This is a genomic window from Streptomyces sp. NPDC091371 (genome assembly GCF_040684275.1).
GTDB lineage: Bacteria > Actinomycetota > Actinomycetes > Streptomycetales > Streptomycetaceae > Streptomyces.
This window is the reverse complement of the sequence record NZ_JBFBFP010000014.1, coordinates 26,239-39,774: the sequence shown is the minus strand read 5'-3', so window position 1 is coordinate 39,774 and position 13,536 is coordinate 26,239. Positions and strand designations below refer to the sequence as shown.

General features: G+C 74.0%; 11 protein-coding genes. 6 read left to right on the top strand and 5 right to left on the bottom strand.

From position 1 onward, the window contains the following. Window positions 1-29: 29 nt before the first annotated feature. From AB0O21_RS17795 to AB0O21_RS17775, 5 genes are read left to right on the top strand one after another with little or no spacing between them, the layout of a single operon-like run. Complete coding sequence (locus AB0O21_RS17795; protein ID WP_365172068.1) at window positions 30-1,277, top strand: hypothetical protein; 1,248 nt, start codon at window positions 30-32, stop codon at window positions 1,275-1,277. Beyond that, window positions 1,274-4,198, top strand: a complete 2,925-nt coding sequence (locus AB0O21_RS17790; protein WP_365172067.1) for a tetratricopeptide repeat protein — start codon at window positions 1,274-1,276, stop codon at window positions 4,196-4,198. The genes AB0O21_RS17795 and AB0O21_RS17790 overlap by 4 nt, the downstream gene beginning before the upstream one ends. Before the next feature lie 3 nt (window positions 4,199-4,201). Next, window positions 4,202-5,827 carry a protein phosphatase 2C domain-containing protein gene (locus AB0O21_RS17785; protein WP_365172066.1) on the top strand — a complete coding sequence of 542 codons (1,626 nt, stop codon included), beginning with the start codon at window positions 4,202-4,204 and terminating at the stop codon, window positions 5,825-5,827. Between the two features lie 52 nt (window positions 5,828-5,879). Next, entirely contained in the window at window positions 5,880-7,208 is a 1,329-nt protein-coding gene (locus tag AB0O21_RS17780) for a VWA domain-containing protein (protein WP_365172065.1), read from the top strand. A gap of 44 nt (window positions 7,209-7,252) precedes the next feature. Then, entirely contained in the window at window positions 7,253-8,305 is a 1,053-nt protein-coding gene (locus AB0O21_RS17775) for an FHA domain-containing protein (protein ID WP_365172064.1), read from the top strand. A 25-nt stretch (window positions 8,306-8,330) separates the two neighbouring features. Here the strand turns inward: AB0O21_RS17775 and AB0O21_RS17770 are convergent, their stop codons facing one another. Continuing rightward, a complete protein-coding gene (locus tag AB0O21_RS17770) occupies window positions 8,331-9,323 on the bottom strand; it encodes a methyltransferase domain-containing protein (RefSeq protein ID WP_365172063.1) in 993 nt (330 codons plus the stop codon). 102 nt (window positions 9,324-9,425) lie between these two features. Here AB0O21_RS17770 and AB0O21_RS17765 point away from each other — a divergent pair, with 102 nt between their 5' ends. Then, entirely contained in the window at window positions 9,426-9,830 is a 405-nt protein-coding gene (locus AB0O21_RS17765) for a globin (protein WP_365172062.1), read from the top strand. A gap of 28 nt (window positions 9,831-9,858) precedes the next feature. Here AB0O21_RS17765 and AB0O21_RS17760 read toward each other — a convergent pair whose 3' ends face one another. The 4 genes from AB0O21_RS17760 to AB0O21_RS17745 all read right to left on the bottom strand — a co-directional run bounded on the left by AB0O21_RS17760 (window position 9,859) and on the right by AB0O21_RS17745 (window position 13,440). Then, on the bottom strand, window positions 9,859-10,572 hold the full coding sequence (locus AB0O21_RS17760; protein WP_365172061.1) for a hypothetical protein: 714 nt from the start codon (window positions 10,570-10,572) through the stop codon (window positions 9,859-9,861). Further along, window positions 10,569-11,036 carry a thioesterase family protein gene (locus AB0O21_RS17755; RefSeq protein ID WP_365172060.1) on the bottom strand — a complete coding sequence of 156 codons (468 nt, stop codon included), beginning with the start codon at window positions 11,034-11,036 and terminating at the stop codon, window positions 10,569-10,571. Before AB0O21_RS17755 ends, AB0O21_RS17760 begins: the two co-directional genes overlap by 4 nt. A gap of 12 nt (window positions 11,037-11,048) precedes the next feature. Beyond that, complete coding sequence (ettA, locus tag AB0O21_RS17750; protein ID WP_365172059.1) at window positions 11,049-12,713, bottom strand: energy-dependent translational throttle protein EttA; 1,665 nt, start codon at window positions 12,711-12,713, stop codon at window positions 11,049-11,051. Window positions 12,714-12,852: 139 nt separating this feature from the next. After that, on the bottom strand, window positions 12,853-13,440 hold the full coding sequence (locus AB0O21_RS17745; RefSeq protein WP_365172058.1) for a YcxB family protein: 588 nt from the start codon (window positions 13,438-13,440) through the stop codon (window positions 12,853-12,855). Between the last annotated feature and the right edge of the window lie 96 nt (window positions 13,441-13,536).

Sequence of the window (13,536 nt, the reverse complement as noted above, 5' to 3'; positions counted from 1 at the left end):
CACGGTCGGTGGAAGGCGGATCGGCGGTGATGGACAGGGACGGCGTCGACCGTGCCCTGGCCAGACTGGGCGCGGAGCACGAGGCCGTCGAGACCTCGCTGCTCGCCCTGCAGGACCACGCCGGCCGTCGGCTGCTGGAGGGCGCCGGGCTGACCGGGGTCACCCAGGAGCGGTGGGCGGCCGCCGAGGCCGACATCACCCGGCTGTGGACGTACTTCGACGCCTACAGCGGGGCCCTGACCGCTGCCCGGGAGATCCGGGAGCGGCGCCGCTGGCCGAACCGCGAGGACCTGATCGAGCTGACCGAGCGGCTGCGCGGGCCCGGCGTGCTGATCTCCGGGGCCGCGGTCGAGGGCGCCGCGCTGGCCGAGCGGCTCTCGCTCGCCGAGCTGGTGTCCCGGATGAACGGCCTCTACGCGCGCTCGCTGGACGTGGTGGTGGCCGCCGACGCGGTGTGGTCGGCGCTGCCCGCCCGCATCGACCTGCTCGCGGCCGAACTGCACCGCACCCGCTCGCTGGCGCACTCGGTGGGCGTGCGCCCCGGCGAGCACCCCTCGGGCGACGACCTGGAGGACATCACCGCCGAGCTGACGGAGCTGCGGGCGCGGGTGATCGCCGACCCGCTGGCCTTCTGGCAGCCGGCGGCGGGCAGTGCCGCCCCCGGCGGCGGCCGCCCGGACACCGGGCGCTACGACCGGGCCGCGCTCGCGCTGGAGGACGTACGCCGCGAGGTCGAGGCGGTGCTGGACGTACGGCAGGACGCCGAGCAGCGGCTGATCAGCCTGCGGGACGTGCTGTCGCGGGCGGACCGGACCCTGGCGGAGGCGCGGACCGCGCGGGGCGAGGTGCTGGCGAAGATCGCCGCGTCGGAGGTGCCCGCCGTGAGCGGCCCGCCGACGGTGCTCCAGGAACAGCTCGCGGCGGCGGCCGAGCACCGGCGCCATGCGCGCTGGCACCGGCTCTCGCCGCTGCTGGAATCCCTGGAGGAGCGGGCCGAGGAGGAACTTCGCAGGGCCCGCGAATCGTTGACCGCGGTGACGGCGCCGCTCGCCGTACGGGCGGAACTGCGCGGGCGGCTGGACGCGTACAAGGCGAAGGTGGCGCGGCACGGGATGGCGGAGGACCCGCTGCTGATGGACCGGTACGACACGGCCCGGCGGATGCTGTGGAGCGCGCCCTGCGATCTGCGGGCCGCCGAACAGGCCGTCCTGCGCTACCAGCAGGCGACGGCGGAGGCCTTGCAGGGCACGGGGACTTCCGGAAAGGACGGCTCATGAGCCTGGTGGGAACGGCGTGCCTGCGCCCCGGCTGCCCGGGGACGTACGAGGACATGGGCGGCGGCGAGCTGTACTGCGACACGTGCGGACTGGCGCCGGTGGGCGCGGTCGCGGCGGGCGCGGACGAGCTGGTGTCGCCGCCGACGGCGATGACGAGCGCGGCGCGGGGCGACCGGGGCTCGCAGGGCTCTGCGGGGTCCTCGGGCTCGTCGCGTTCCTCGTCCTCGGCCTCGACCTCGGCGCGCTCCTCGCGCTCGTCCCGTTCGTCCTCGTCCCGGCGCTCGGTGTCGGGGCGGCTGTCGCGCGCGCTGTCGGGGGCCGCGTCCACCCGCTCGGTGTCGGTGCGCAGCACGGGCTCGGCCCCGTCGGTCTCGGGGCGCAGCCGGCTGGGCGCCGGTCTGGTCAAGGTGCCGGAGGTGCCGCGGCCGGATCCCTCGGCGGCGGTCCTGGAGAACCCGGAGGTGCCGGAGCGCAAGCGGTTCTGCTCGCGCTCGGACTGCGGGGCTCCGGTGGGCCGGGCGCGGGGCGACCGGCCCGGCCGGACGGAAGGGTTCTGCACCAAGTGCGGGCACCCGTACTCCTTCGTGCCGAAGCTGCACGCGGGTGACGTGGTGCGCGGCCAGTACGAGGTGGCGGGCTGCCTGGCGCACGGCGGGCTCGGCTGGGTGTACCTGGCGGTCGACCGGGCCGTCTCGGACCGGTGGGTGGTCCTCAAGGGCCTGCTGGACACCGGCGACCAGGACGCGATGGAGGCCGCGATATCGGAGCGGCGCTTCCTCGCGGAGATCGAGCACTCCAACATCGTCCGGATCTACAACTTCGTGGAGCACCTGGACCAGCGCACCGGTTCGCTGGACGGGTACATCGTCATGGAGTACGTCGGCGGCAAATCGCTGAAGGAGATCGCGAACGAGCGGCGCCGGCCGGACGGCCGGCGCGATCCGCTGCCGGTCGAGCAGGCCTGCGCGTACGGGATCGAGGCGCTGGAGGCGCTGGGCCACCTGCACAGCCGCAACCTGCTGTACTGCGACTTCAAGGTCGACAACGCGATCCAGCAGCAGGACCAGCTGAAGCTGATCGACATGGGCGCGGTGCGGAGGATGGACGACGAGGAGTCGGCCATCTACGGGACGGTGGGCTACCAGGCCCCGGAGGTCGCGGAGTTGGGCCCTTCGGTGGCCTCCGACCTCTACACGGTCGCCCGGACCCTGGCCGTCCTCACCTTCGACTTCCAGGGCTACACGAACGTGTTCGTGGACTCGCTGCCCGACCCGGAGCACATCGAGGTCTTCCAGCGGTACGAGTCCTTCTACCGGCTGCTGGTGCGGGCGACCGACCCTGATCCGGGGCGCCGGTTCGCGTCCGCGCAGGAGATGGCGGACCAGCTGACGGGTGTGCTGCGGGAGGTGGTCGCGCTCCAGACGGGCCGGCCGCGGCCGCAGCTGTCGACCCTGTTCGGCCCCGAGACCCGGGTCCCGGACACCCGGCTCTTCGCGGACACGTCCGACCCGGCCGTCTCCCGCCTGGGCCTGCGGGATGTGGCCTCCCGGCGGGGTGGCGGGCTGTTCGGCGCACGCCGTGCCGCCTCGGGCGCCGCAGCCGTGCCGGGCGGGACCCAGCCCGGCGGCGGCGCGCTGCCCGCGGGAGCGCACGCGCCGGGGGGCGGGATCCCGTCGGGCGGCCACCCGTTGGCCGCGGGAGCGCACGCGCCTGGGGCGCCCGGTACGTGGGGGCCCACGCCCGGCGGCGGGACCCCGCCCGGCGGTCTCGCGGTGCCGGCCGCGACTCCCCCGGCAGCGGGGGCGCCCGGCCCGTGGGCGCACGCGCCGGGGGGCGGGACTCCGCCGGGCGGCGGCGCGCTGCCCGCGGGGGCGCACGTGGCCGGGATCGGGACGACCGCCACGCACGTGGCGGGGGCTGCTGTGCCGGGGCCCCGGTCCGCGCCTGCCGCCAGGGGGGCGGGGCTCGTACCCGTAGCCGTACCCGTGGCCACGGCCCCACCCACCGCGGGAGCCGCGCGCAGCGCCCTCGCCCTGCCCGTGCCGCTCGTGGACGCGGGCGACCCGAACGCCGGGTTCCTGGCCGGCCTGCTGGCCTCCGCGCCCGGCGACCTCCTGGCCGCCCTCGGCGCGGCGCCGGCCGACTCCGCCGAGCTGCGGCTGCGCGAGCTGCGGGCCCGCCTCGAACTGGGCGAACTGCCGGAGGCGTCCCGCACGCTGACGGATCTGGAGGCCGTGCATCCGGACGACTGGCGCGTGGTGTGGGCCCGCGGCATCGCCTCCCTCGCCACCGGGGAGAACGAGATCGCGGCCCTGTCCTTCGACGCGATCTACGACGCCTTCCCGGGCGAGCCCGCGCCGAAGCTGGCCCTCGGGCTGTGCGCGGAGGTGCTGGGCCAGCTGGACAACGCCGCCGAGTACTACCGCCTCGTGTGGTGCACCGACCCCGGCTTCGTCAGCGCGGCCTTCGGTCTGGCCCGGGTCCAGCTGGCCTCCGGCGACCGGGACGGAGCCGTGCGCACGCTGGAATCCGTACCGGAGGCGTCCATCCACTACACCGCCGCCCGGGTGGCGGCCGTACGCGCACGTCTGCGCGACCGGTCCCCGCAGGAGCCGTTGCTGGCCGATCTGACGGCCGCCGCCGACCAGGTGGAGGCGCTGCGGCGGTTCGGTCTGGACCCCGAGCGCCACGAACGGCTCGCCACCGAGGTTCTGGGCTCGGCCCTGGACTGGGTACTGTCGGGTAGCCGGGGTTCCGACCCCGGTCGGACCTCGCTGCTCGGCAGTCAACTGGACGAGCGGGGCCTGCGCTTCGGCCTGGAGCGCTCGTACCGCGTGCTCGCGCGGCTGGCGCAGCGGGGCGAGGAGAGGATCGAACTGGTGGAGCGGGCAAACCGTTTCCGTCCCCGGACGTGGGTGTGAGTGATGTCGATGCATCGGCCGTCGGGCTGCCCCAGCTGCGCGGAACCCCTGGAGGAGGGTGACCGTTTCTGCGGAGTCTGCGGATACGCCGTCACCGTCCCTCCCCCGGCGGCGTCCGCGGACCGCCCGACGATCGAAATCCCGACGGCGCCACCGGCCCCGGCGGCGCCCCCGGCCCCGGCCGCGGCCGCACCGGCCGCCGGGCCGGTCCCGGTCCCGGCCCCGGCGGCCCCCGCTCCTGCCGGCCCGGCCCCTGCCGGCTACGGCAGCCCGGCCCCCGGCGCGTCCTACGGCTCCGCCGAACCCGCCCCCGGCTGGGGCAGCGTGGCCTCCGCCGCGCCGACCCTGGTCGACACCCCGGCGGAGCACGCCCATGGCGGCGCTCCGGAGGGTCCGCGGGCCAGGTACGACCTGCCCGGCGGGAACACGCCCCCGGAGGGGACCGCCTGGGGCGCGGCCCCGTACGAGGGCCGGCTCCCCGGGCACGAGACCCCGGCCGAGGCGCCCCAGGGCTCCCCGGAGGGGGGCGCCAGGGGTGCGGCCGAAGCCGCGTACGAACCCGCACACGAGTCCCCGGCCGCTCCCTCGGCCGAGGCGCCCCCGGGCGCCCCGGAGGGAACCGCATGGGGCGCGGCCCCGTACGAGACCCCGGCCGAAGCCCCGCAGGGAACCGGCAAGACCTGTGTCGCCTGCCGCGCCGGCCACGTCGACACCGACGGCTACTGCGAGCACTGCGGCCACGCGCAGCCGCGCGAGCGGGACCACCTGGAGGAGGAGCTCGGCAGCGTCGCCGCCGTCAGCGACCGGGGTCTGCGCCACCACCGCAACGAGGACTCCTTCGCCGTGGCGGCCACCGCCCTGCCCGACGGCTCCGCCGCCACCGTGGCCATCGTCTGCGACGGCGTCTCCTCGGCCAGCCGCCCCGACGAGGCATCGGCCGCCGCGGCCGGCGCCGCCAACGAGGCGCTGCTCGAGGCGCTCCCCCGCGGCGCCCACCCGCAGGAGGCCATGCACGACGCGATCCTCGCCGCCGCCGCTGCGGTGAACGCCCTGGCCCCCGAGGTCCCCGGCGCGCAGAACGCCCCCGCCTGCACCCTGGTCGGCGCCGTCGTCAGCAGCGGGCTGCTGACCATCGGCTGGGTCGGCGACAGCCGCGCCTACTGGGTGCCCGACGACCGGGCCGCACTCCCCCGCCGCCTCACCGAGGACGACTCGTGGGCGGCCCAGATGGTCGCGGCCGGCCTGATGGGCGAGGCCGAGGCCTACGCCGACGTCCGCGCGCACGCCATCACCGGCTGGCTCGGCGCCGACGCGTACGACCTCGAACCGCACACCGCCACCTTCAAGCCGGACCACCCCGGCGTGGTCGTGGTCTGCACCGACGGCCTGTGGAACTACGCGGAGTCCGCGCGGGAGATGGCCCAGGTGCTGCCCGCGGACGCCGCCACCCGCCCGCTGCACAGTGCGCAGGTCCTGGTGGGGCACGCCCTGGACGGCGGCGGGCACGACAACGTCACCGTGGCCGTGGTCCCGTTCACGGAGCTCGCGGAACCCTCGCCGCGCCCCGTGGCGGAACCGGAACGTGAACCCGTAACCGAAGCGGAACCGGAAGCGCGCCCCCAGGTCTGACCCGCCTGCCTGCCCGACCGCCCTCCCGACCGAGCCCCAAGGAGTCCGATCGATGGCGAACTTCGCCAAGCCGAGCGCCCCGCGCTTCAGCGTGGAGGTGTACCAGAACGAGTTCCTCCCCGAGGGCGGGCGGGACGTCCACGCCATCGTCACGGTCACCGCCACCGGTGGTGCCACCGCCACCCGCACGAGCGTCGGCCAGGGCACGGCCGCCGTCGTGATCATGGTCGACTGTTCGGGCTCGATGGAGTACCCGCCGGACAAGATGCGCGGCGCCCGGGAGGCCACGGCCGCCGCGATCGACACCCTGCGCGACGGCACCTCGTTCGCCGTGGTCGCCGGTACGCACGTGGCCAAGGAGGTCTACCCGGGCCAGGGCCGCCTGGCCGTCGCGGACCCGGTCACCCGGGCCCAGGCCAAGGAGGCCCTGCGCGGGCTCAGTTCCGGCGGCGGCACCGCCATCGGGACCTGGCTGCGGCTCGCCGACGGCCTGTTGCGCGGCTCCGACGCCGCGATCCGGCACGGCATCCTGCTCACCGACGGCCGCAACGAGCACGAGGAGCCGGCCGTGCTCCGGGCCGCCCTCGACGCCTGCGCGGGCCGCTTCACCTGCGACGCGCGCGGTGTGGGCACGGACTGGGAGGTCAAGGAGGTCACCGGCATCGCGAGCGCGCTCCTCGGCTCGGCCGACATCGTGGCCGACCCGGCGCACCTCGCCGAGGACTTCACCCGCATGATGGAGAACGTCATGGGCAAGGAGGTCGCGGACGTCGCGCTGCGCCTGTGGACCCCGGTCGGCGTGGAGATCCAGTACGTGAAGCAGGTCGCGCCCACCGTCCAGGACCTGACCGGCCGCCGCACGGAGGCCGGGCCGCGGGCCGGCGACTACCCGACGGGCTCGTGGGGCGACGAGTCCCGCGAGTACCACGTGTGCGTCCGCGTCCCGAGCGCGGCCGTGGGCCAGGAGATGCTCGCGGCCCGCGCCACGCTCGTCCTGCCGGGGGCGGCGCCGGGCGAACCGGTGACCGCACTCGCCCAGGGTCTGGTCCGCGCGGTGTGGACGAACGATCTGGCCGCTTCCACGGCCATGAACCCGCAGGTCGCGCACTACACCGGGCAGGCGGAGCTGGCGCAGGCTATCCAGCAGGGCCTCGAGGCGCGCAAACTGGGCGATGTCGACGGCGCCACCGCCAAGCTCGGACGCGCCGTACAGCTGGCGAGCGCGTCCGGAAACGCCGACACCGCGAAGCTTCTGGCGAAGGTGGTGGATGTCGTGGATGCGGTGGCGGGTACTGTGCGGCTGAAAGCCAAGGTTGCCGACGCCGACGAGATGACCCTCGAAACGCGATCGGTGCAGACCGTCCGAGTGAAGAAGACCTGAGACCTGCCGCGATGACGCAGGGAGAAGAAGGGGGAAGCGCCGCCATGCCGACCTGCCCGAACGGGCACCAGTCCGCCTCCGACGACTGGTGCGAGGTCTGCGGCCACCGCATGGCGGCCCAGGAGGCGCCGCCCGCGGCCGCCTCGTACGGCTACGGTTTCCCCCCGACCGGTGGTGCCGCGACCGTCCAGGCCGAGCTCTGCCCGCAGTGCCGCACCCCGCGCGAGGCCATGGCCCCGTTCTGCGAGGAGTGCCGGTACAACTACCTCACGCGGACGCCGAACGCCGGCCCCGGCGCCCCCGGACCCGGCGTCCCCGGCCCCGGCCCGGGCCCCCGGACCGGCGCCACGCCTCCTCCGCCGCCGCCCGCTCCGGCGCCCCCGGCCTACTCCCAGGACCACTTCGAGTACCAGGGCTCGCGGCCGTCCCGGGTGAACCGGCCGGCCGAGCCGCTCCAGCGCGAGGACGACTGGCTGCTGCCGCCGCCCGCGCACGAGCCCGCGCAGGAGTACCAGCCGCCGGCCCCGCCGCAGCACTACCAGCAGCAGCCCCCGGCACCCCCGGCGCCCCCGCGGGCTCCTCAGCACCACGAGTACCAGCAGCAGCACCAGGTGCCGGCGCAGCCTCCGCAGCAGCAGTACACGCCCCAGTACCAGCAGCCGGCCCCGCAGCAGCCGTTCCCCGGCCAGGGCGGTACCTGGACCGCGACGATCGGTCCCGACCGCTCGTACTTCATGGCGATGATGCAGCGCAGCGGCCCCGAGGCGGCCGGGCTCAACCTGCCCGCGTACTCCCCGGAGCAGCACCTTCCGCTCTCCGGCAGCCAGATCACCATCGGCCGCCGCCGCGCCTCCACGGGCGAGTCCCCCGACATCGACCTGTCGGTGCCCCCGGAGGACCCGGGCGTCTCGCACGCGCACGCCGTGCTCGTCCAGCAGCCCGACCTGAGCTGGGCGGTGGTGGACCAGAACTCCACCAACGGCACCACCATCAACGGCGGCGAGGAGCCGATCCAGCCCTACGTCCCGGTACCGCTCACCGACGGCGACCGCGTCCACGTGGGCGCCTGGACCACGATCACAATCCGCCGGGGCTGATCCACCCGGGCCGGCCCGGCCTGGTTCACCCGTCCCCCAGGGGCCACACGTAGGGTCCCTGGGGGTCGTCGAGCCACGACCACTGGCCCCCGGTGCTGACGGTGACCCCGAAGCGTTCGCGGGCCGGGCGGTCCTCGCGGCGCCACAGGTCCAGCGCCTCGCGGGGGTGCAGGACCCCGTCGGTCAGCACCAGCATGAACTGGAAGCGCTCGTTCTCCACCATCTCGTACGGCAGCCCGTGCACCTCCCCGAACTCGGTGGGCGCCGGCGCGGCCGTGGCCCCGCGCAGCGGGACGAAGTAGGCCGGGGTGTGCAGGAAGCGGCCCTCGGCGAAGTCGGCGTCCCGGACGGTGAGGGCGATCAGCCCCGTCGACAGCGGGGCCAGGATCCGCGCCCCGGGCCGGCACTGGCCGAGCCAGGCGGCGGGGATCATCGGCAGCGTGCAGGTCACCATGATCCGGTCGAAGGGGGCCCGGGAGGGGCAGCCGCGCGCCCCGTCCCCGGTGACCACGGTCGGGTGGTAGCCGAGCAGCGCCAGGTGGGACCGCGCGGACTCGGTGATCTCCTCGTCCAGGTCCACGGTGGTGACGAACTCCTCGCCCAGCCGGTGGCACAGCAGGGCGGCGTTGTAGCCGGTGCCCGCGCCGATCTCCAGGACGTTGTCGCCGTCGGCCGGTTCCAGGGCCGACAGCATCTTCGCCATCAGGGAGGGCTGGCTGCTGGAGGAGACCAGCCGGCCGTCGCGCAGCCGCGTGGCGAGGGGCGTGTCGGCGTAGACCCCGCGCAGCCAGCGGGCCCGCCGCTCGGGGTCGGGGTCCTCGGCCCACAGCCGCTCGTGGCCGGCTCCGCGCCCGGTCCAGAAGTACGGCACGAAGACGTGCCGGGGCACGGCGGAGAAGGCCGCCCGCCAGCGCGGGTCCTCCAGCACCCCGGCGGCGGTCAGCTCCCGCACCTGGGCGGCGTGCGCGGTCTCCCGCAGGTCCCGTACCGCGGTGGTACGTGAGGTGTGTGCGCCCATGCCTCCACTGTGCTGCGCCGGGGCCCGGGAAGCGAGTGCGGATGGGTCCCGGTAGGTCCTGGGGCCCCGGTCCTCCGTCCGGGCGTCTGAGACGATGGTCGGGTGAATGAGATTCCGCGGGGCACGCTTCAGGAGCAGACCTTCTACGAGCAGGTGGGCGGCGAGGAGACCTTCCGCCGCCTGGTCCGGCGCTTCTACCAGGGGGTCGCCGAGGACCCGCTGCTGCGCCCGATGTACCCGGAGGAGGACCTGGGCCCCGCCGAGGAGCGGTTCGCGCTGTTCCTGATGCAGTACTGGGGGGGTCCGACCACGTACAGCCGGGACCGCGGCCACCCGCGCCTGCGGATGCGGCACGCCCCCTTCCAGGTGGACTCGGCGGCGCACGACGCCTGGCTGGCGCACATGCGGGTGGCGCTGGACGAGCTGGGCCTGGCGCCGGAGCACGAGGCGCAGCTGTGGAAGTACCTGACGTACGCGGCCGCCTCGATGATCAACACCGCGGGCTGAGCCGGACCCGGAGGACGAACCGGAACCGCTAGACCGGCCGGACCTGGAGGGCGCCCAGGCCGCCGGCGGCGCCGGGGCGGCGCATGGCGACGGAGCCGTACGGGGTGCGCAGCCGCAGCCAGCTCCCGGCGGCCAGCAGCGCCACCGGGTCGGGGGCCGCGCCGGCCGGCCCGCCGACGGCCACGGGGGACCGGACGGGCCGCAGGAAGCCCAGGGACTGCGCGGCGTGTACGGCGCGCAGCGGGAGTTCGGTGTCGCCGAGCGTCCGGGACCAGATCTCGCGGCCGATGCGGTCGCGCTCGGAGCGGGTGCGGTGCTGGGCGGGCAGGGCCTCGTCGCGGGCCCGGAACTCGGCGACGGCCGCGGCGACGGCCGCCCTCATCTCCGCGGTTCCGGGCAGCCCGGGCAGCTGCTGCCAGCCGCCGCGGGGCGGGAGCACTCCGGTCCAGGGCGGGCCGGTGACCGCGCCGGGCACGGTGGACGCGGCCGCGGCCTCGTCCACGTGCTCCAGGAGCTCTCCGGCGGAGACCGTCAGGTCCAGCGGCGTGGCGACCGGCGCGGCGAGCCGCACCGTGCGAATGGCCAGCACCTCGAAGGACGGCGGCCGTCCGAAAACGGCGAGCGCGCCGCCGCCCGCCTGGAGGCGGACCGCGGCGGCGCGGTCGTAGTGCACCAGCCGGCCCAGGAAGGCGGCGAGGTCCGCCGCCTCCCCGGAGTCGGCGAAGCGCAACTGCTCGTTCATGCCGCGAGGCGCCCTTCGGAAGCCGCTCCGGGGGCCTTCGGCTTGTCGAGGTACTCCTCCAGGAAGTGCCTCTCCTCGGCCGTGATGCGGCGCGGCCGCCCCTCGGCGAGGTTGAACGGCACGACCACGGTCTCGGCGCGCACGTAGACCGTCTCGGGCCTGTCCTCCGTCGCCTCGTCCTTGACCTCATAGCGGATGGTCAGCGACGCGGCGCCTATCCGGGTCACCCAGGACTCGATGAGGACCGGCTCGTGGCGGTGCACGAGGGGCAGCTTGTAGTCGATCTCGTGGCGGGCCACGACGGAGCCGCCCGTGAAGGACTCACTGCCCTCCCCCGGCGCGAGGCGGAACATGAAGTCGATCCGCGCCTCCTCCAGGTAGCGGAGGAAGACGACGTTGTTGACGTGCCCGAAGGCATCCATGTCCGCCCAGCGCAGGGGGCACCGGTAGTGGTGTCTGGCCATGATCTTCCGGCCTCAGCCTCGGGTGAGCTTCTTGTAGGTGGCGCGGTGCGGACGGGTGGCGTCCGGGCCGAGCCGCTCGACCTTGTTCTTCTCGTAGGACTCGAAGTTGCCCTCGAACCAGAACCACTTCGATTCGCCCTCGTACGCGAGGATGTGCGTGGCCACTCGGTCCAGGAACCAGCGGTCGTGGGAGACGACCACGGCCGCACCGGGGAACTCCAGCAGCGCGTTCTCGAGCGAGCCCAGGGTTTCGACGTCGAGGTCGTTGGTGGGCTCGTCGAGGAGCAGCAGGTTGCCGCCCTGCTTGAGGGTGAGCGCGAGGTTCAGGCGGTTGCGCTCACCGCCGGAGAGCACGCCGGCCGGCTTCTGCTGGTCCGGGCCCTTGAAGCCGAAGGCGCTGACGTACGCGCGGGACGGCATCTCGACGTGGCCGACGTTGATGTAGTCCAGCTCGTCCGACACGACCGCCCAGAGGGTCTTCTTGGGGTCGATGTTGGCGCGGCCCTGGTCGACGTACGAGATCTTGACGGTCTCGCCGACCTTGATCTCGCCGGTGTCCGGCTTCTCCAGGCCCTGGATCATCTTGAAGAGCGTGGTCTTGCCGGCGCCGTTCGGACCGATGATGCCGACGATGCCGTTGCGCGGCAGCGTGAAGGACAGGTCGTCGATGAGGACCTTGTCACCGAACGCCTTGGAGAGGTTGTTGACCTCGACCACGATCGAGCCCAGACGCGGGCCCGGCGGGATCTGGATCTCCTCGAAGTCCAGCTTGCGCATCTTGTCGGCCTCGGCCGCCATCTCCTCGTAGCGGGCGAGGCGGGCCTTGGACTTGGCCTGGCGGCCCTTGGCGTTGGAGCGGACCCACTCCAGCTCTTCCTTGAGGCGCTTGGCGCGCTTCTCGTCCTTCTTGCCCTCGACCTTGAGGCGCTCGGCCTTCTTCTCCAGGTAGGTGGAGTAGTTGCCCTCGTAGGGGTGCGCGCGGCCGCGGTCGAGCTCGAGGATCCACTCGGCGACGTTGTCGAGGAAGTAGCGGTCGTGGGTCACGGCCACGACGGCGCCCTTGTACTGGGCCAGGTGCTGCTCCAGCCAGTTCACGGACTCGGCGTCGAGGTGGTTGGTGGGCTCGTCGAGGAGCAGCAGGTCGGGGGCCTCCAGCAGCAGCTTGCAGAGGGCGACGCGACGCTTCTCACCACCGGAGAGGTTGGTGACGGGCCAGTCGCCGGGCGGGCAGCCCAGCGCGTCCATGGCCTGCTCCAGCTGGGCGTCGAGGTCCCACGCGTTGGCGTGGTCCAGGTCGTCCTGGAGCTTGCCCATCTCCTCCATCAGCTCGTCGGTGTAGTTCGTCGCCATTTCCTCGGCGATCGCGTTGAACCGGTTGAGCTTCTGCTTGATCTCGCCGACGCCGTCCTCGACGTTCTCCAGGACGGTCTTGGACTCGTCGAGCTTCGGCTCCTGCATGAGGATGCCGACGGAGTAACCGGGAGAGAGGAAGGCGTCGCCGTTGGACGGCTGCTCGATGCCCGCCATGATCTTCAGAACGGTGGACTTACCGGCACCGTTCGGGCCGACCACACCGATCTTCGCGCCGGGCAGGAAGTTCAGGAAGACGTCGTCAAGGATCACCTTGTCGCCGTGTGCCTTGCGCGTCTTGCGCATGGTGTAGATGAACTCAGCCAAGAGAAACCGTCCGGCAGATCGATGGTGGGCAGATACACCCCATCTTGCCAGGCGTCCATCCCCCGGGGGAAACCCGTATGGTCGGGGCCCCTGAGCCGGGCTCCCGCCGCGGGGGCGGCCGGCGGTCCGCCGCCGTCCGCTACGCGGGCTGCGCGGGGGCCTTGCCGACCCGCTCGATGTGCCGGTCCAGCAGTGCCCGCAGCCGGTCCACGTCGGCGGGCTGCTGCGCGCCCCGCTTGGGCAGGACGGTGATGCCCGCCCCGTACTTGTCGCCGCTCAGCAGCACGAACGCCTCGGGGGTCTCCGTGTACCGGGGGACCGCCGTCCAGGTCAGGGTCTGCGCGTAGGAGGTGGAGCCGACGGTGACCTCCGTCTCCGTCACCACGGCACGGAACTCGCCCTGCTTCTCGACCAGTGCCTTGTGCACCTTCTTGGCGCCCAGCCGCGGGGCGAGGAAGACCATCGCGAGCAGGGTCGTGCCGATCACCAGCTGCAAGTACACGCCCCGGTCGCCCAGGGTCATCCCGTGCTGCATCTTGTTCGCGGCCATCGCGAAGAGGACCACCGCCAGCAAGGGCAGGGTCCAGCGCGCCCTGCGCCCGTGGGGCGTGAACCGCCACCGCGCCTTGAGTCCGGCCTCCACGTCGGCCGGGGTCGGCCGGTACACCAGCTCGACCGCCGTGGCCTCCGAAGCCGCGGCCGTGTCTTGATCCCCACCCGTATGCATGGCCGGAAATGTAGCGCAGGGCAGGTACAGGTCAAGAATGCGGGGGACGGGCCCCTAATCCGGCCCGGGCCACATGATCACCGTGCAGGATGGCGT

Bases quoted from the DNA above. Each gene is read 5' to 3' on its own strand.
- AB0O21_RS17790 (WP_365172067.1), top strand. From the start codon at position 1,274: ATGAGCCTGGTGGGAACGGCGTGCCTGCGCCCCGGCTGCCCGGGGACG.
- AB0O21_RS17745 (WP_365172058.1), bottom strand. From the start codon at position 13,440: ATGCATACGGGTGGGGATCAAGACACGGCCGCGGCTTCGGAGGCCACG.
- AB0O21_RS17775 (WP_365172064.1), top strand. From the start codon at position 7,253: ATGCCGACCTGCCCGAACGGGCACCAGTCCGCCTCCGACGACTGGTGC.
- AB0O21_RS17760 (WP_365172061.1), bottom strand. From the start codon at position 10,572: ATGAACGAGCAGTTGCGCTTCGCCGACTCCGGGGAGGCGGCGGACCTC.
- AB0O21_RS17795 (WP_365172068.1), top strand. From the start codon at position 30: ATGGACAGGGACGGCGTCGACCGTGCCCTGGCCAGACTGGGCGCGGAG.
- AB0O21_RS17770 (WP_365172063.1), bottom strand. From the start codon at position 9,323: ATGGGCGCACACACCTCACGTACCACCGCGGTACGGGACCTGCGGGAG.
- AB0O21_RS17785 (WP_365172066.1), top strand. From the start codon at position 4,202: ATGTCGATGCATCGGCCGTCGGGCTGCCCCAGCTGCGCGGAACCCCTG.
- AB0O21_RS17755 (WP_365172060.1), bottom strand. From the start codon at position 11,036: ATGGCCAGACACCACTACCGGTGCCCCCTGCGCTGGGCGGACATGGAT.
- AB0O21_RS17780 (WP_365172065.1), top strand. From the start codon at position 5,880: ATGGCGAACTTCGCCAAGCCGAGCGCCCCGCGCTTCAGCGTGGAGGTG.